This is a genomic window from Bradyrhizobium sp. USDA 4011 (assembly GCF_054063415.1).
Window position 1 is genome coordinate 1,192,475 of the sequence record NZ_JBSSGG010000001.1, and the last position, 16,413, is coordinate 1,208,887.

The following is a 16,413-nucleotide window of genomic DNA, read 5'->3' on the forward strand; positions in this document are numbered from 1 at the left end:
TTCGAGGCGAAGCGGATACCGGTTCGCAACAGGAGACCATATGGCCGTCATTCTGATCACCGGCGGAGCCCGGTCCGGAAAAAGCCGGCGCGCCGAACTTCGCGCGCGCAGCTTTCCAGGTCAGCCGGTCTATGTTGCGACCGCCGAGGCGCTCGACGCGGAAATGGATGAGCGGATCGCCAAGCATCGCGCGCGCCGCGGCTGCGACTGGATCGAACGCGAGGTGCCGCTCGACCTCGTGGCGGCACTCGCCGAGACCGATGGCGGCGGCGCAAGGCTGGTCGATTGCCTGACGCTCTGGCTGTCCAACCTGCTGCATGCGGAGCGCGACTGGTCGCAGGAAGTGACGCGGCTGGTGGATGCGCTGCCGCGCCAGCGCAGCCCGGTCATCATGGTCACCAACGAGGTGGGCCTCGGCATCGTGCCTGACAACGCACTGGCGCGGGCCTTCCGCGACGCCGCAGGTCTCATGAACCAGAGCATTGCCGGCGCGGCGGACGAAGTCGAGCTGGTCGTTGCGGGCCTGCCGATGAAGCTGAAATGAGCAACACGATCGATCCCGCCAAAGGCTCCGCGATGATCTCGTTCGACGAGACGTTTCGCCGGCAACTGCACGAACTGTTCGTGTGGCGGCGCGACGTGCGCCGCTTCCGGGCCGATCCGCTGCCGGACGGCACGATCGAGCGGCTGATCGAGATCGCCTGCCTCTCGCCTTCGGTCGGGTTGAGCCAGCCTTGGCGGTTCGTCATCGTCGACGATGCGGCACGGCGCCGCGCTGTCATCGACGACTTCAAGAGTTGCAACGCCGACGCACTGCGATCCTATTCCGGCGAGCGTGCAGCCAAATATGCCGCATTGAAACTATCGGGCCTCGAAGAGGCGCCCGGCCATCTGGCCGTGTTTGCCGAAAAGACCGACCAGATCGGCTCCGGTCTCGGGCGCGCGACGATGCCGGAGACGACAGAATATTCGGTGGTCGCCGCGATCTGCTCGATGTGGCTTGCCGCGCGCGCGGAAGGCATCGGACTCGGCTGGGTCTCGATCTTCAATCCAGGCCGCGTTCACGAGATCCTGGAGATACCCGATACGTGGAAGTTCATCGGCTACCTCTGCATCGGTTACCCCGAGGCGGAATGCGACCGTCCGGAACTCGAGCAGGCCAAGTGGGAATCGCGGCGAGGTCCGGATGAATTCACCATCCGACGCTGACCAAGCTCGGCCGGCGTCGGCGAATATCCCGACCGCGATCGGCTTTGTGCTTTTCGCTCGCGCAGGAATCATTTGAGATTCGCAGCGGGGCCTGATTAGGTTTGACGATGCCGAACCGACAGGGCCCGACCACCGATGACCAAAGCACGACGGACACGACCGACGATTCGTGACGTCGCGGCCGAGGCCGGCGTCTCCGTCTCAAGCGTCAGCCGCACGCTCAACGGCGGCATCTACACCAGCGCGGAACTGCATGCGCGCATCATGCGCGCGGTGAAGCGCCTCGGGTTCGAGCCCGACCAGGCGGCGCAGGCGCTGCGCTCGCGGGCCTCCAACACAATCGGCTGCATGGTCGCCGATTTCTCCAATCCGCACTACACCGGCATGGTGAGCGCCGCGGAGGAGGAATTCCAGCGCGCCGGCTTCCTCCTGATGCTGGCGGCGACCAAGCATGAGGAGGCGCGCGAGGCGGCGTTCCTGTCGGCGGTGCGGCGGCGCCAGATGGACGGACTGCTGCTGTTCGCCGGCGACAATTCCCACAAGGATTTCATGAAGGGGCTGGCGACGCTCGACCTGCCCTGCGTCACCGTCGACCGCGAGGTACCCAATAGCGTCATGGTTCGCGTCGATCACCGCGGCGGCGCGCTGGAGGCAACGCGCTATCTGATCGGCCTCGGCCATCGCCGGATCGCGTTGCTGACCGGAAGCGCCGCAGTGCTGCCGAGCTCGGAACGGCTTGCGGGCTACCGGCAGGCGCATCAGGAGGCGAAGATCGAGGTCGACCCGACCCTGATCCGTCCGCACATGCAAGGCGCCAACACCGCCTTCAGCTCGGTGTGCCAGCTGCTGCAAATGACAAAACCGCCGACCGCGATCATCTCGCTCGGCACCAGCATGCTGGCCGAAGTGCTGGAGGCGATCACCAGCAACGGCCTGCGCTACCCGCAGGATGTCTCGATCGTGTGCAGTGGCGACACCGACCTCGCCCGCCATGCGACGCCCGCGATCTCAGCCCTGAGCTGGGACATGAACGAGGTCGGCCGTACCGCCGCGCGGCTGTTGCTGGAGCGGATCCGCGAGCCCGACAAGGCCGGCAGCAGCGCCCCGGTGTTCCTGCCGACGCGGCTCATCCTGCGCCATTCCTGCGCCGCGCCGGCAACGCCCGCGCGGGGGCGGAAGTAACGCCGCGGCGATCAATCGGCCAGCGGCGCCGATGCGTATTGCGCGTCGGAGACGTGCTCCATCCAGGTCGCGTAGTCGCCGTCGAGCGCTTCGTGGATCGCGATATGGCTCATGCCCGTGGTTGGCGCCGCGCCGTGCCAATGCTTCTCGCCCGGCGGAATCCATACCACGTCACCTGGACGGATCACGCGGATCGGGCCGTCCCAGCTCTGCACATATCCGACGCCGGCCGTGACGTAGAGCGTCTGGCCGAGCGGATGAGTGTGCCACGCCGTACGCGCACCCGGCTCGAAGGTGACGCGCGCGGCCTGCACCCGCGCGGGAGCGGGTGCATTGACGATCCCGTCAGCCCATACCGTGCCGCTGAACCAATCGGCGCTGCCGCGCCGGCTTGCGATCGATCCTGCGCGCTTGATGTCCATTCGCAATCCTCTCATCTATCCGAGCTGGAAACGGTTCCAGAATTTCGTCATTCCTGGCTATCGCGCCTCCAAATGACAGAGCGAGACGCGGCCGCACTACTCTCAGCGCAGCACAAAACCCTCATAACCGCGCTGCGCGATCTGCGCGATGCGGTGGCGGTAGCCCTGGCCGACATAGGGCATGAACACGCGCGGCTTGCCCGCGATGTTGGCGCCCTGGTACCAGGAATTCGCCTTCGGATAGAGCGTGCGGCTGGCGGCGTCGGCGACATGCGCCATCCAGGCCTGCTCGGCGTCGCGTTCCGGCTCGATCCGCGTCAATCCCTTGGCGCGCATGTTGTCGAGACAGGCCGTGATCCACTCGACATGGTTCTCGCAGGCATGGATCACGTTGCCGATCACCGACGGGCTGCCCGGCCCGGTCACGATAAACAGGTTCGGAAAGCCCGACACCATCAGGCCGAGATAGGCGCTCGGGCCGTCGACCCAGGCCTCCTTCAGGGTCGCGCCGTCCCGCCCGCGGATCTGCATCGCGGCGAGCGCCCCGGTCATCGCGTCATAGCCCGTCGCCAGCACCAGCGCATCGAGCGTAAAGGACCGCGTCGCGGTCTCGACGCCGGTCTCGGTGACTGTCGTAAGCGGCTCCACGCGCAAATCGACCAGCTCGACATGGGGCAGATTGTAGGTCGCGAAATAGCCGGTATCGATGCAGATGCGCTTGACGCCGAGCGGATAATCCTTCGGTGACAGTGCCTCCGCCGTCACCCTGTCGTGCACGATGCCGCGGATCTTGTCGCGCACGAAGTCGCAGGCGACGTCGTTGACGGCCTCGTCGGTCAGGATGTTCGGGAACGCGGTCAGGATGCCGCCGCCGCCCTGCTCCCACAGCTGTTCATAGCGCGCCCACTGCACGTCCCGCCCGGGCACCGGTGCGTCGAAGGCATTCGCGGGCACCCGCCCGAACTCCGGCGTCTCGAGGCTTTCGCGATATTTCGCGATCACGGGCTCGGCGGCAGCGATGTCGGCTTCGGACAGCGGCGCATTGCGTGCAGGCACCGAGTAGTTCGGCGTGCGCTGGAATACGGTCAAACGGCTCGCCGCCTTCGCGACCATCGGAATCGTCTGTACACCCGACGAGCCGGTGCCGATCACGGCAACGCGCAAGTCGGAAAAATCGATCTCCCGATGCGGCCACTGCCCGGTGTGATAGACCGGCCCACGAAAGCGTTCGAGGCCCGCGAGCTTCGGCTTGTTGGGGACCGAGAGATTGCCGGTCGCCATCACGCAAGTCGATGCGACGATGCAATCGCCGCGATCGGTACGCAACGTCCAGCTCTCGCCTTCCTCGTCCCAGTCGGCGCCCGTCACACGGGTGTCGAAGCGGATCAGGGAGCGCAGATCGAACCGGTCGGCGACGTGCTGCGCGTAGCGCAGGATCTCTGGCTGGGCGGCGTATTTCTCGCTCCAGCGCCATTCCTGCCGCAACTCCTCCGACCAACTGTAGGAATAGAACAGGCTCGGTATGTCGCAGCGCGCGCCGGGATAGCGATTCCAGTACCAAGTGCCGCCGACGTCGGACGCCGCCTCGATGCCGATCACCTTCAGCCCGAGCTCGCGCAACCGATAGATCGCATAGAGCCCGCCGAAGCCGGCGCCGACCACGACGGCATCGCATTCGGCGACCAGCGGCGGCCTCGCGCCATGGTCCGGGCTCGTCTGCTCCAGTCTGCTCATTTGTCACATCTCTCCGGCCGCAGGATATTGCCATCGGTGGGAACGCGCGCTAGTCTGGAAACGTTTCCAGATTGGAAGCGCATACGATAATTGTCGCCGGGCGTCAACGCACCGGCCATCGACAAGGGGAACCGCGCGCACGTCACAAGGCGATCAGCGGACAATCAGGGAGTGACTGAGGGATGTTGGACGGATTTTGTCTTCGCGCGTGGCTGGCGGCCGCGGTAACGATCGGCGCGCTGTCGCCGGCGCTCGCGCAGAAGAGCTACGGCCCAGGGGTCTCGGATACCGAGATCAAGATCGGCAACATCATGCCCTATAGCGGCCCGGCTTCGGCCTACGGCGCGATCGGCCGGACCGAGGCTGCCTATTTCAGGATGATCAACGACCAGGGCGGCATCAACGGACGCAAGATCAACTTCGTCAGCTACGACGACGGCTTCTCGCCGCCGAAATCGGTCGAGCAGGCACGCAAGCTGGTCGAGGGCGACGAGGTGCTGCTGGTGTTCCAGCCGCTCGGCACCGCGCCCAATGTCGCGATCCAGAAATATCTCAACGGCAAGAAGGTCCCTCACCTCTTCGTCGCATCGGGTGCGACGCGCTTCGGTGATCCGCAGGGCTTTCCCTGGACGATGGGCTGGCAGCCGAACTACCAGAGCGAAGGGCGGATCTACGCCAGATACATCCTCGACAAATTCCCGAACGGCAAGATCGCGGTGCTCTGGCAGAACGACGATGCCGGCAAGGATGCGCTCAAGGGGTTGCGCGACGGCCTCGGTGACAAGGCAGCCAGCATGATCGTCGCCGACAAGTCCTACGAGCTGACCGATCCGACGCTGGATTCGCAGATCGTGGCGCTGCGCGCCTCCGGCGCCGACATCCTGTTCACCTGGGCGGCGCCGAAGGGCGCGGCGCAGACCATCAAGAAGGTCGCCGAACTCGGCTGGAAGCCGACCTTCTTCCTGACCTCGACCGCGACCTCGGTCGCCTCGGTGATTCGCGCCGCCGGCATCGAGCATTCGCAGGGCATCATCTCGGTTGCCTACCTCAAGGATCCGACCGACACGATCTGGAACGACGATGCCGAAACCAGGGAATGGCGGGCGTTCATGGACAAGTACATGCCCGACGGCGACAAGACCAACGGCAATCACGTCTATGGCTACGCCGCAGCGCAAACGCTCGCGCAGGTGCTGAGGCAGTGCGGCGATGATCTCACACGCGAGAACGTGATGAAGCAGGCCGCCGGCCTGAAGAACTTTGCGCCGAAGATGATCCTGCCCGGGATCAGGATCAACACCAGCGCGACTGACTTCCGTCCGATCGAGCAGTCGCAGCTGATGCGGTTCGAAGGCGAGAGCTGGAAGCTGTTCGGCAACATCATCACCGGCGAAGTCGGCAGCGAATAGTGCGCCTGCGCGCTCTGTTCAATGAGAGGGTGGGACGAGACGCAAAGCTGAGGCAATTCGCGTCGCGAGAGCGCGCAAGTATGACTCACAGGCCGCGCAACAAATTCGATGTCGTCCCTGCGAAAGCAGGGACCCATAACCACAAACGGTCGTTATTGCGCGACGCCGGAACGAGGAGTCCCAATCACAACACCCGCCGCGGAGTATGGGTCCCTGCTTTCGCAGGGACGACACCGAGCGGGTTGTTCGACAGTTCAGCTCGAAACTCAATACCCTAGCGCATCTCTCGGCTCTACCCGGCCGGCGTCAGGATCGCCTGCTGTGCCGCATGCCAGCTTTCTTCGTCGGGCGCGCAGAGCAAGCCGCCGGTCAGATTGATCGGCTTGTAGGGCGATCCGTCGAAATGTGCGCTGTAGCCGCCGGCCTCGCGATGCAACAGCCAGCCCGCGGCATGATCCCACGGCATCAGCTTGTTGTAGAACAAGAGATGGCAATGGCCGGACGCCGCCATGCGATACTCATGCGCGGCGCATCGGAGCCAGGCGCTGACGCCAAGCTTGGAGAGATTGCCGGCAACGATTGGCCGCACCGCCTCAGGCAGAAAGTTGACGCCGATCACCGCGTCCATCTGCTTGACCGGCACGGCCGGGGCAACCTTCAAATCATGCCGCCTGCCGTCCGGCATCTCGAGCCACGCGCCATCGCCGCGCAGCGCGAACGCAGTGTCGTTGCTGACCGGATCATGGATCGCGCCGAACACGATCTCGCCGCGCATCGTGGCGGCCACCATGGTGCCGAACAGCGGCAGGCTCGAGGTAAAATTCCTCGTGCCGTCGATCGGATCGATGATGAAGGCAAGCTCAGCGGTTCCGACCTGATCGAGCGCGGCCGGATCGCGTGCCGTGCCCTCCTCGCCGATCACGACCGCATTCGGAAACGCCCGGAGCAGCGCGGCCGAGATCGCCTGCTCGGCGAGCTCATCGGCTTCGGTCACCACGTCGAATGCCGATGTTTTGGTGCGGACCTCGATCTCCCGCACGCGGCGGAACCGCGGCATGATCTCGGTGCGGCCGACCTCGGCGAGGATGTTTCCGATGTTCAGCGCATCGGCATGGAACAGTTTCACGCGGCATTCTCCTGCGTTGCGCCGCCATCCTATCGCAGGATCATGACTGCGCGGCAATCAACGGCGCTGGTTGTAGACATCGATGCAGACTGCGCCCAGCAGAACGAGGCCCTTGATCACCTGCTGGTAATCGATGCCGATGCCGAGGATCGACATGCCGTTGTTCATCACGCCCATGATCATGGCACCGACCACCGCGCCGCCGACCCGGCCGACGCCGCCATAGGCCGAGGCGCCGCCGATGAAGCAGGCGGCGATCACGTCGAGCTCGAAGCCGAGGCCTGCCTTGGGCGTCGCGGTGTTGAGGCGGGCGGCAAACACCAGCCCGGCGAGCGCCGCCAGCACGCCCATGTTGACGAAGGTGAAGAAGGTCAGCCGTTCGGTCTTGACGCCCGAGAGCTTCGCCGCCTTGGCGTTGCCGCCGACCGCATAGATCTGGCGGCCGATCACGGTCCGCCGCGTGACGAAACCGTACAGCGCGATCAGCACCGTCATGATGACGAGCACGTTCGGCAGGCCGCGATGCGAGGCGATCAGATAGGTGAAATAGAGCACAGCGCCCGCCAGCGCGATGCTCTTGGCGATGAAGAACGCATAGGGCTCGACCTCGATGCCGTGCGACTGCTCGCGCGCCCGGCTCTTGGCGCTCGCGAGCACCAGCGCGAACGCCAGCACGACGCCGATCAGAAGCGAGGTCGGATAGAGCGTGCCGGCGCTCGGAAGCAGCTCGGGGATGAAGCCCGACGACAGCTTCTGGAAGGTCGGCGGAAACGGCCCGACCGACCGGCCCTGCAGCACCGCGAGCGCAAGGCCCTTGAACACCAGCATGCCCGCCAAGGTCACGATGAAGGACGGAATCTTGAAATAGGCGACCCAGTAGCCCTGCGCCGCGCCGATCGCGGCACCGATCAAGAGACAGACGATGAAGGCGATCGGGTAGTCGACATGATAGCTCACCATCAGCACCGCCGCGACCGCGCCGACGAATCCCGCGACCGAGCCGACCGACAGGTCGATATGCCCGGTGACGATCACCAGCAGCATGCCGAGCGCCATGATCACGATGTAGCTGTTCTGCAGCACGAGATTGGTGAGATTGACCGGCTGCAACAGCGTGCCGTCGGTCACGATCTCGAAGAACAACATGATCGCGAGCAGCGACAGCAGCATGCCGTAGTTGCGCAGATTGTTCTTGATGAAGCCGGAATGCTTGGGGGTCTCGGGAAGCGACACCGTCTTGTCGGTCATTGTGCTCCGTCTCCCGCCCGTACGCCGCTGTCGTGGGCACCGTTTCCAGACATCCTGAGATTGCGCATGATGGCGCGCATGATCTTCTCCTGCGTCGCGTCGTCCTTCGCGAACTCGCCGACGAAGGCGCCGTCATTCATCACGCAGATCCGGTCGCAGATGCCGAGCAATTCCGGCATTTCCGACGAGATCACCACGACGCCCTTGCCGGCCTCCGCGAGCTCGTTGATGATGCAGTAGATCTCGTATTTCGCGCCGACATCGATCCCGCGGGTCGGCTCGTCGAGCAGCAGCACCTGCGGATCGGTCATCAGCCATTTCGACAGCACCACCTTCTGCTGGTTGCCGCCCGAGAGCTGTCCGGCTTCCTGATAGACGTCGGAGCAGCGGATCCGCATCCGGTTGCGGTAATCGCTCGCGGCCTTCAGCTCGACGACATCGTCGATCACGCCGCGGTCCGACACCTGGCGCAGGCTCGCCAGCGTCACGTTCTTGCGGACGTCGTCGGCGAGGATCAAGCCGAGCTGCTTGCGGTCCTCGGTGACATAGGCGAGGCCGGCATGGATCGCGGCCGGCACGCTGGCAAGGTTGGCCTCGCGTCCGTCAAGGCGGATTCTGCCGGAGATATTGTAGCCCCAGGCCCTGCCGAACAGGCTCATGGCGAACTCGGTGCGGCCGGCGCCCATCAGGCCGGCGATGCCCACCACCTCGCCGCGGCGCACCGAGAAATCGACGTTCTTGATCACCTGCCGGGCGGTATGCAGTGGGTGATACACCGACCAGTTCTCCACCGTCATCACGGGAACGCCGATCGCAACGTTTCGCTCCGGGAAGCGATGCGCGAGATCGCGGTTGACCATGCTGCGAATGATGCGGTCCTCGTCGACCTGCTCTGTCCTGCAATCGAGGCTGTCGACGGTGCGACCGTCGCGCAGCACCGTGATCCGGTCGGCGACCCGCGCGACCTCGTTCAGCTTGTGCGAGATCAGGATCGAGGCGATGCCCTGCTCGCGGAATACCAGCAGCCGGTCCAGCAGCGCGGCGCTGTCGGCCTCGTTGAGGCTCGCGGTCGGCTCGTCCAGGATCAGCAGGCGCACCTTCTTCGACAGCGCCTTGGCGATCTCGACCAGCTGCTGCTTGCCGACGCCGAGATCGGTGACCAGAGTGTCCGGCGATTCCCGCAGGCCGACCTGCGCCAGCAGCTCTGCCGTCCGTCGGTACACCGCGTTGCGGTCGATCACCCCGAACCGCGACGGCGCGCGCGACAGAAAGATATTCTCGGCGATCGACATCAGCGGGATCAGCGCCAGCTCCTGGTGGATGATGATGATCCCCAGCGCCTCGGAGTCGTTGATGTCGCGGAACCGGCGCTCCTCGCCGTCGAACAGGATCGACCCTTCATAGCTGCCGGCGGGATAGACCCCGCTCAGCACCTTCATCAGGGTCGACTTGCCCGCGCCGTTCTCGCCGACCAGCGCATGGATCTGCCCGGCTTGCACGGTGAAATTGACGTCGCGCAGTGCCTGTACGCCGGCAAAGCTCTTGCTGACGTTACGCATCTCAAGCATCGCCGTCATCGGATCACATCCCGCAACGTCACTAGGCCTCGGCGCCATCAGCCCCGCTCGTCCGCCCTAGTCGAATTGCGAACGCTTGTAGTAGCCGCTGTCAATCAGGACTTTCTCCCAATTGGTCTTATCCACCACGACCGGCTTCAGCAGATAGGACGGAACCACCTTGACCCCGTTGTTGTAGGTCTTGGTGTCATTGACACTGACTTCCTTCTTGCTCAGCACGGCATCGACCATGTCGGCCGTGACCTTGGCGAGATCGCGGGTGTCCTTGAAGATAGTCGAATATTGCTCGCCGCGCAGCATGGCCTTGATCGAGGGCACCTCGGCATCCTGGCCGCTGACGAACGGCATCGGCTGGTCCTTGCTGCCATAGCCGACGCCCTTCAGGGAGGAGATGATGCCGATCGACAGGCCGTCATAGGGCGACAGCACCGCGTCGACGCGCTTCTTGCCGTAGAAGGCGCTGAGCAGATTGTCCATCCGTGCCTGCGCCGTCGCGCCGTCCCATCGCAAGGTCGCGACCTTGCCCATGCCCGTCTGGCCGCTCGCCACGACAAGCTTGCCGCTGTCGATATACGGCTTCAGCACCGACATCGCACCGTCGTAGAAGAAATAGGCGTTGTTGTCGTCGGGCGAGCCGCCGAACAGCTCGATGTTGAAGGGCCCCTTGCCGTCCTTCAGCCCGAGCGCATTCACGATCGACCCTGCCTGCAGCACGCCGACCTGGAAATTGTCGAAGGTCGCGTAATAGTCGACATTCGGCGTGTCCCGGATCAGGCGGTCATAAGCGATCACCGTGATGCCCTGGGCCTTGGCCTGCTTCAGCACATCGGACAGCGTGGTGCCGTCGATTGCCGCGATGACCAGGACCTTGGCGCCCTTGGTCACCATGTTCTCGACCTGGGAGAGCTGGTTCGGGATGTCGTCGTCGGCATATTGCAGGTCGGTACCGTAGCCGCGTTCCTTCAGCACCTTGACCATGTTGTTGCCGTCGTCGATCCAGCGCGCCGAGGACTTGGTCGGCATCGCGATGCCGATGGTCGGCTTGCTCTGGGCGCGTGCGTCCGGTGCGGTCGCAGCAAGACCTGCCAACGCCAGTGCGATCAACGAGACCTTCAGTTTGAACATGCTTCGCTCCCTTGGTTTTTTGAGTTGAGGGTACCGTTGCCGCGGACCGCGTCAATCGACGGCTATCATTCGTGGGCCGGCCGCAGATCTACGGCGATGCCGGATCGGCGCCAGGACCGTCACGATCCGAAATAGCGGAATGTCGATTGAACCCGTCAACAGCGCCAATGCTCACTCCGCACAGTCAGCCATCTCGATCCTGCAATACCAAGTTCACCCGCGCGTCATGTCGTGGGATGAACGAGATGTCGGAATGACGTGGAGGGTCATGAGGCGCCGATCTCCCGGAACAGTTGGCAAGCGCTACCACCCGCCAGAATTTCTGGTGGTACGTCACCGTCTCGAGCAACCTTTGGTGGATGCCACCCCCACTATATGCGCGCACTGACTGGCCATTTATTTAGATACCAAAATAAATTGAGCGGCGACGTGGAGGGGTCACGAGACGTCATCTCCCGAAATAATTGAGCAAGCCCCCACCATTCGCTAGGTGCGGCGTTACTTCTGACAACCTTTGGTGAGATTGTGCCCCTACTATGTAATGGAGGCAAGCATCATTTATTTAACTTCCAGAATAAATTAATCGGCGCTGTCGGCCGGCGGCAGCGGCCTTCAGGCGTCGATGTCAGACAGATCGTCAACAACAAGCAACGCTCCGGCGAAATCGTCGTCGCCGAAATAGGTGCTGCGGGTGATGACCACGGGGATGCCCGCCCGCGCAGCCGCGATGAGGCCGTTGCCGGAATCCTCGACGGCAATGCAATCCGCCGGGCCAAGCGCGAGCCGCGCCAGCACCTCGACATAGACATCGGGTGCCGGCTTCTTCCGCGGCACGTCGTCGCCGGCGACGATCGCCTCGAACAGATCGGCCCAGGCCGGCCCCAGCGCAACCGACAGCAGCGCATCGATATTGCCATGCGAGGTCGTCGTGGCGATTGCCAGACGCTGGCCGCGGCTGCGCGCGCCGGCGAGCCAGGCCCTCACGCCCGGCCGCAACGGGCAGTCACCCGCCGCGATCAGCGCGGCGTAGCGCTTGGTCTTGATTCCATGCAGGTCGGCGATGTCGGCAAACGTCAGCGACGGGACCGCGTTGCGCTGGTCGAAGGCGCGGATGCGCTCCTTGCCTCCGGCGACCCGAAGCAGCCGCGCGTAGGTGACCTGGTCCCAGAACCAATCGAGACCGGCCTCGGCGAACGCCTCATTGAAGGCGCGGCGATGCACTTCCTCGGTTTCGGCGAGCGTGCCGTCGACATCGAAGATCAAGGCGTGGGCGCCCGCAATGATGTGGCGCATCCCGGCGTTCCTGATGCCGGCGAGCGCCTGGTTCATCGTGCCTCGCCCGCCCCTTTTGCGAACACGCGGCTGGCAAGCACGTCGCCGGCCTCGATCGACATCACGTCGTCGGTCGTGAGCGTGCGGTCGAGCTTCGCCACGATCCGGTTGGCCTGGCGCAGCCGGATGCGGTCGAGCGCGTTGCGGATCGAGCGCGCATTGGAGAACACCGGCTGTTCCTTGCGGATGCCGATGTACCGGGTAAAGGCCTCGCGTGCTTCCGGGGAGAAACGATAATTCTGCTGCTGCAACATCAGTTCGGCGATCCAGAGCAACTCGCCGTCGGAATAGTCGGGGAAGTCGATGTGATGCGCGATGCGGGAGCGGAACCCCGGATTGCTCTGGAAGAACTTCTCCATGCGGTCGCCATAGCCGGCCAGGATCACCACCAGATCCTCGCGCTGCTGTTCCATCACCTGCAGCAGGATCTCGATCGCCTCCTGTCCATAGTCGCGCTCGTTCTCGGGGCGATACAGATAATAGGCCTCGTCGATGAACAGCACGCCGCCCATCGCCTTCTTCAATATCTCTTTCGTCTTCGGCGCGGTGTGGCCGATATATTGCCCGACGAGGTCATCGCGCGTGACGCTGATGACGTGGCCGCGGCGCACGAAGCCGAGCCGGTGCAGGATGCCGGCCATCCGCAGCGCGACCGTGGTCTTGCCGGTGCCGGGATTGCCGGTGAACGACATGTGCAGCGTAGGGAATGTCGTCGCCAGCGCCATCTTCCGCCTGATGCGTTCGACCAGGAGCAGCGAGGCGATCTCTCGGATGCGGGTCTTCACCGGCTTGAGGCCGATCAATTCGGAATCGAGCTGGTCGAGCACGTCGCCAATGCCGAGGTCGGCGAATTCATGGCGGAGGTCGATGGTCTCGAGCGGCGTCTCTCGGATCTGTTCTTGCGGTTGCGTCATCATCCTCTCACTTCGAAAAGCTCCGTCGCCGCGGCGGCGACGACGGAGAAGTGCATCCGGACCAGGACGGTCGAGGGAGCAATCCGCCTGGCTTGCAAGCCGGACGCGGTCAACGATCGGTGTAGCGGTCGCCCTCCGGGCGCGCCGCCGCATAGGATTGGGTCGCGTAGTGCAGGTTGCGTCCGGCAACTTCCTGGCGATCGAGCCGGAAGCCCGGCTCCTCGCGCGGCCGGTTGACGATGAAGGAGATGCGAACCGACTCCCAGCCATGACTGGAATCGAAGCCGGAGATCCGGATGTAGCGCTCGCCATAGACGCGCCGGCAGTCGGCGAGTTCCTTCATGATGCCGGCCGCATCGCGCAGGTCGAACATCGGCAGGCCCCACATGTCCCAATAGATGTTGCGGGGGTGCGGATCGTCGGTGAACTCGATGTTCACCGCCCAGCCCTTGTCGAGGCAGTATTGCACCTGCGCGGCGATCTGCTCATCGGTGAGATCGGGCAGGAAAGAGAAGCAGCCTTGGGTCACGCGCATGAGAAACTCCTGTCAGACCGCCATGCTCGGCGTGGGAACGAAATCGGGGGCGTCGGTCGACTCGTAGTTGAAGGTCACGTCCTTCCAGACGTCGAGCGCCTCGCGCAGCGGCGTGCAGGTCTGCGCCGCCTTCGCCAGGATCTCCGGCCCTTCATGGACGTAGTCGCGGCCCTCGTTGCGGGCGAGGATCATCGCTTCCAGCGCAACGCGATTGGCAGTGGCGCCGGCCTGGATGCCGCGGGGATGGCCGATCGTGCCGCCGCCGAACTGCAGCACGACGTCCTCGCCGAGCAGATCGAGCAGCTGGTGCATCTGGCCGGCGTGAATGCCGCCGGAGGCCACCGGCATCAGCTTGTTGAGGCTCGCCCAGTTCTGGTCGAAGAACACGCCGTGCTCGAGCTGCATCGGATTGAAATCCTCGCGGCAGATGTCGTAGTAGCCGCGCGTGGTGTTCGGATCGCCCTCGAGCTTGCCGACCACGGTGCCGGCATGGATGTGGTCGACACCTGCGAGCCGCATCCATTTCGCGATCACGCGGAACGAGACGCCGTGGCTGCGCTGCCGGGTGTAGGTGGAATGGCCGGCGCGATGCAGATGCAGGATCATGTTGTTCCGGCGCGCCCACTTCGCCATCGACTGGATCGCGGTGTAGCCGATCACGAGGTCGATCATGACGATGTTTGAACCGAGCTCATGGGCGAACTCGGCGCGCTCGTACATGTCCTCCATCGTCGCCGCAGTGACGTTGAGATAGGTGCCCTTGATCTCGCCGGTCGCGGCCTGCGCGCGGTTGACCGCCTCCATGCAGTACAGGAAGCGCTCGCGCCAGTGCATGAAGGGCTGCGAGTTGATGTTCTCGTCGTCCTTGGTGAAGTCGAGCCCGCCTTTCAAGGCTTCATAGACAACGCGGCCATAGTTGCGACCGGACAGGCCGAGCTTCGGCTTCACGGTGGCGCCGAGCAAGGGACGGCCGAACTTGTCGAGCCGCTCGCGTTCCACGACGATGCCGGTCGCCGGGCCCTGGAACGTCTTCACGTAGGCGACCGGAAGCCGCATGTCCTCGAGCCGCAGCGCCTTCAGCGGCTTGAAGCCGAACACGTTGCCGATGATCGAGGCGGTCAGGTTCGAGATCGAACCCGGCTCGAACAGGTCGAGATCATAGGCGATATAGGCGAAGTAGCTGCCGGGCGAGTTCGGCACCGGATCGACGCGATAGCACTTCGCCCGATATTTCTCCGCGGCGGTCAGCCGATCGGTCCACACCACGGTCCAGGTCGCGGTCGAGGATTCACCCGCCACCGCCGCGCAGGCTTCAGTCGGATCGACGCCGTCCTGCGGCGTGACGCGGAACAGGGCGATGACGTCGGTGTCCTTGGGCTCGTAGTTCGGCTCCCAATAGCCCATCCGCTTGTATTCCATCACGCCGGACTTGTAGCGATCCTTGCCACGCACGGTGATCGACGGCTGAATATTCATCAAAATCTCCTGTCGTTCGCGGCCATTTGCTCAGGCGGCCTGGGTCATCTTTCCAATCTGCGGATCGAGCGTGCCGGCGCGATAGCGTCTGGCCATCTCCGGCAACGCGACCACCTTGATCCTGGCGGCGTTGCCGGCGGTGCCGAACTGCTCGAACCGGTCACGGCAGAGTTCGCGCAGCGCATCCATCGCGGGCTTGAGGAATTTGCGCGGATCGAACTCGCTCTTCGACTGCACGGCGACCTTGCGGAAGGCCGCCGCCATCGCCAGGCGGCAATCGGTATCGATATTGACCTTGCGAACGCCGTGCTTGATGCCGCGAACGATCTCCTCGACCGGGACGCCCCAGGTCTGCGGCATCTCGCCGCCGAACTGGTTGAACATGTCCTGCAGCGGCTGCGGCACCGAGGACGAGCCGTGCATCACCAGATGCGTGTTGGGCAGCCGCGTGTGGATCTCCTCGACCACGCGCATCGCCAGGATCTCGCCGTCGGGGCGGCGCGTGAACTTGTAGGCGCCGTGCGAGGTGCCCATCGCGATCGCGAGCGCATCGACCTTGGTGGCGCGGACGAAATCGACCGCCTGGTCGGGATCGGTGAGCAGCTGGTCGTGGCTGAGCTTGCCTTCGACGCCGTGACCGTCCTCCTGCTCGCCGCCGCCGTGCTCGAGCGAGCCGAGCACGCCGAGCTCGCCTTCGACCGACGCACCGACCCAGTGGGCCATGTCCACCACCCGTCGGGTGATATCGACATTGTAGTCATAGTCGGCAGCGGTCTTGGCGTCAGCCTTGAGCGAGCCGTCCATCATCACTGAGGTGAAGCCGTAGCGGATCGCGGTGGCGCAGGTCGCCTCTTCGTTGCCATGATCGAGATGCAGGCAGAGCGGGATCTGCGGATACATCTCCTCCAGTGCATCGATCATCTTCGCCAGCATGATGTCGTTGGCATAGGACCGCGCGCCGCGCGAAGCCTGGATGATCACCGGCGCATCGCAGGAAGCCGCCGCCTCCATGATGGCGAGGCCCTGCTCCATGTTGTTGATGTTGAAGGCCGGCACGCCGTAGCCGCGTTCGGCGGCGTGATCCAGCAACTGCCTCAGGGTAATCCGCGCCATGGTGGCATCCT

15 protein-coding genes are annotated in these 16,413 nt (G+C 64.3%); 4 read left to right on the plus strand and 11 right to left on the minus strand.

All coding sequences use genetic code 11. The annotated features are described in order from the left end of the window. Nucleotides 1–40 precede the first annotated feature (40 nt). The 3 genes from cobU (at nucleotide 41) to ACVW1C_RS05725 (ending at nucleotide 2,391) form a co-directional block, all read left to right on the plus strand. Nucleotides 41–544, plus strand: coding sequence for a bifunctional adenosylcobinamide kinase/adenosylcobinamide-phosphate guanylyltransferase (cobU, locus tag ACVW1C_RS05715; RefSeq protein WP_456757568.1), 504 nt, complete (start codon nucleotides 41–43; stop codon nucleotides 542–544). 32 nt (nucleotides 545–576) lie between these two features. Next, nucleotides 577–1,209 carry a 5,6-dimethylbenzimidazole synthase gene (bluB, locus tag ACVW1C_RS05720; protein ID WP_456763000.1) on the plus strand — a complete coding sequence of 211 codons (633 nt, stop codon included), beginning with the start codon at nucleotides 577–579 and terminating at the stop codon, nucleotides 1,207–1,209. Nucleotides 1,210–1,344: 135 nt separating this feature from the next. Next, a complete protein-coding gene (locus tag ACVW1C_RS05725) occupies nucleotides 1,345–2,391 on the plus strand; it encodes a LacI family DNA-binding transcriptional regulator (protein ID WP_456757569.1) in 1,047 nt (348 codons plus the stop codon). 11 nt (nucleotides 2,392–2,402) lie between these two features. On the opposite strand, the gene ACVW1C_RS05730 is transcribed toward ACVW1C_RS05725, so the two are convergent. Together ACVW1C_RS05730 and ACVW1C_RS05735 are read right to left on the minus strand one after the other, a co-directional pair. Beyond that, nucleotides 2,403–2,813, minus strand: a complete 411-nt coding sequence (locus ACVW1C_RS05730) for a (R)-mandelonitrile lyase (RefSeq protein ID WP_456757570.1) — start codon at nucleotides 2,811–2,813, stop codon at nucleotides 2,403–2,405. A gap of 102 nt (nucleotides 2,814–2,915) precedes the next feature. After that, entirely contained in the window at nucleotides 2,916–4,547 is a 1,632-nt protein-coding gene (locus tag ACVW1C_RS05735; protein ID WP_456757571.1) for a flavin-containing monooxygenase, read from the minus strand. A gap of 182 nt (nucleotides 4,548–4,729) precedes the next feature. Here ACVW1C_RS05735 and ACVW1C_RS05740 point away from each other — a divergent pair, with 182 nt between their 5' ends. Next, the gene (locus ACVW1C_RS05740) at nucleotides 4,730–5,956 is read left to right on the plus strand and encodes an ABC transporter substrate-binding protein (RefSeq protein WP_456757572.1); all 1,227 of its coding nucleotides are present in this window, start codon (nucleotides 4,730–4,732) and stop codon (nucleotides 5,954–5,956) included. A gap of 292 nt (nucleotides 5,957–6,248) precedes the next feature. On the opposite strand, the gene ACVW1C_RS05745 is transcribed toward ACVW1C_RS05740, so the two are convergent. The 9 genes from ACVW1C_RS05745 to fba form a co-directional block, all read right to left on the minus strand. Continuing rightward, nucleotides 6,249–7,082 carry an inositol monophosphatase family protein gene (locus ACVW1C_RS05745; RefSeq protein ID WP_456757573.1) on the minus strand — a complete coding sequence of 278 codons (834 nt, stop codon included), beginning with the start codon at nucleotides 7,080–7,082 and terminating at the stop codon, nucleotides 6,249–6,251. Between the two features lie 57 nt (nucleotides 7,083–7,139). Then, nucleotides 7,140–8,330 (minus strand): multiple monosaccharide ABC transporter permease, encoded by a 1,191-nt coding sequence (mmsB, locus tag ACVW1C_RS05750; RefSeq protein WP_456757574.1) that lies wholly within the window; start codon nucleotides 8,328–8,330, stop codon nucleotides 7,140–7,142. Beyond that, on the minus strand, nucleotides 8,327–9,907 hold the full coding sequence (mmsA, locus tag ACVW1C_RS05755; protein WP_456757575.1) for a multiple monosaccharide ABC transporter ATP-binding protein: 1,581 nt from the start codon (nucleotides 9,905–9,907) through the stop codon (nucleotides 8,327–8,329). Before mmsA ends, mmsB begins: the two co-directional genes overlap by 4 nt. Nucleotides 9,908–9,964: 57 nt before the next feature. Next, nucleotides 9,965–11,032 carry a multiple monosaccharide ABC transporter substrate-binding protein gene (gene chvE, locus ACVW1C_RS05760; protein ID WP_456757576.1) on the minus strand — a complete coding sequence of 356 codons (1,068 nt, stop codon included), beginning with the start codon at nucleotides 11,030–11,032 and terminating at the stop codon, nucleotides 9,965–9,967. Between the two features lie 612 nt (nucleotides 11,033–11,644). Beyond that, nucleotides 11,645–12,361: an HAD family hydrolase gene (locus ACVW1C_RS05765; protein WP_456757577.1), complete on the minus strand. Its 717-nt coding sequence runs from the start codon at nucleotides 12,359–12,361 to the stop codon at nucleotides 11,645–11,647. Next, on the minus strand, nucleotides 12,358–13,278 hold the full coding sequence (gene cbbX / locus ACVW1C_RS05770; protein ID WP_456757578.1) for a CbbX protein: 921 nt from the start codon (nucleotides 13,276–13,278) through the stop codon (nucleotides 12,358–12,360). The genes ACVW1C_RS05765 and cbbX overlap by 4 nt, the downstream gene beginning before the upstream one ends. Before the next feature lie 109 nt (nucleotides 13,279–13,387). After that, complete coding sequence (locus tag ACVW1C_RS05775; RefSeq protein ID WP_456757579.1) at nucleotides 13,388–13,813, minus strand: ribulose bisphosphate carboxylase small subunit; 426 nt, start codon at nucleotides 13,811–13,813, stop codon at nucleotides 13,388–13,390. Between the two features lie 12 nt (nucleotides 13,814–13,825). Then, nucleotides 13,826–15,289: a form I ribulose bisphosphate carboxylase large subunit gene (locus ACVW1C_RS05780; RefSeq protein WP_229166022.1), complete on the minus strand. Its 1,464-nt coding sequence runs from the start codon at nucleotides 15,287–15,289 to the stop codon at nucleotides 13,826–13,828. Nucleotides 15,290–15,319: 30 nt separating this feature from the next. Further along, nucleotides 15,320–16,402, minus strand: a complete 1,083-nt coding sequence (fba, locus tag ACVW1C_RS05785) for a class II fructose-bisphosphate aldolase (RefSeq protein WP_456757580.1) — start codon at nucleotides 16,400–16,402, stop codon at nucleotides 15,320–15,322. Nucleotides 16,403–16,413 lie beyond the last annotated feature (11 nt).

What these genes read in the sequence shown, in the direction of transcription:
- ACVW1C_RS05740 (WP_456757572.1), top strand. Translation starts at nt 4,730, where the DNA reads ATGTTGGACGGATTTTGTCTTCGCGCGTGGCTGGCGGCCGCGGTAACG.
- ACVW1C_RS05765 (WP_456757577.1), bottom strand. Translation starts at nt 12,361, where the DNA reads ATGAACCAGGCGCTCGCCGGCATCAGGAACGCCGGGATGCGCCACATC.
- ACVW1C_RS05775 (WP_456757579.1), bottom strand. Translation starts at nt 13,813, where the DNA reads ATGCGCGTGACCCAAGGCTGCTTCTCTTTCCTGCCCGATCTCACCGAT.
- cbbX (WP_456757578.1), bottom strand. Translation starts at nt 13,278, where the DNA reads ATGACGCAACCGCAAGAACAGATCCGAGAGACGCCGCTCGAGACCATC.
- ACVW1C_RS05730 (WP_456757570.1), bottom strand. Translation starts at nt 2,813, where the DNA reads ATGGACATCAAGCGCGCAGGATCGATCGCAAGCCGGCGCGGCAGCGCC.
- ACVW1C_RS05725 (WP_456757569.1), top strand. Translation starts at nt 1,345, where the DNA reads ATGACCAAAGCACGACGGACACGACCGACGATTCGTGACGTCGCGGCC.
- cobU (WP_456757568.1), top strand. Translation starts at nt 41, where the DNA reads ATGGCCGTCATTCTGATCACCGGCGGAGCCCGGTCCGGAAAAAGCCGG.
- mmsB (WP_456757574.1), bottom strand. Translation starts at nt 8,330, where the DNA reads ATGACCGACAAGACGGTGTCGCTTCCCGAGACCCCCAAGCATTCCGGC.
- ACVW1C_RS05735 (WP_456757571.1), bottom strand. Translation starts at nt 4,547, where the DNA reads ATGAGCAGACTGGAGCAGACGAGCCCGGACCATGGCGCGAGGCCGCCG.
- fba (WP_456757580.1), bottom strand. Translation starts at nt 16,402, where the DNA reads ATGGCGCGGATTACCCTGAGGCAGTTGCTGGATCACGCCGCCGAACGC.
- mmsA (WP_456757575.1), bottom strand. Translation starts at nt 9,907, where the DNA reads ATGACGGCGATGCTTGAGATGCGTAACGTCAGCAAGAGCTTTGCCGGC.
- chvE (WP_456757576.1), bottom strand. Translation starts at nt 11,032, where the DNA reads ATGTTCAAACTGAAGGTCTCGTTGATCGCACTGGCGTTGGCAGGTCTT.
- ACVW1C_RS05780 (WP_229166022.1), bottom strand. Translation starts at nt 15,289, where the DNA reads ATGAATATTCAGCCGTCGATCACCGTGCGTGGCAAGGATCGCTACAAG.
- bluB (WP_456763000.1), top strand. Translation starts at nt 577, where the DNA reads ATGATCTCGTTCGACGAGACGTTTCGCCGGCAACTGCACGAACTGTTC.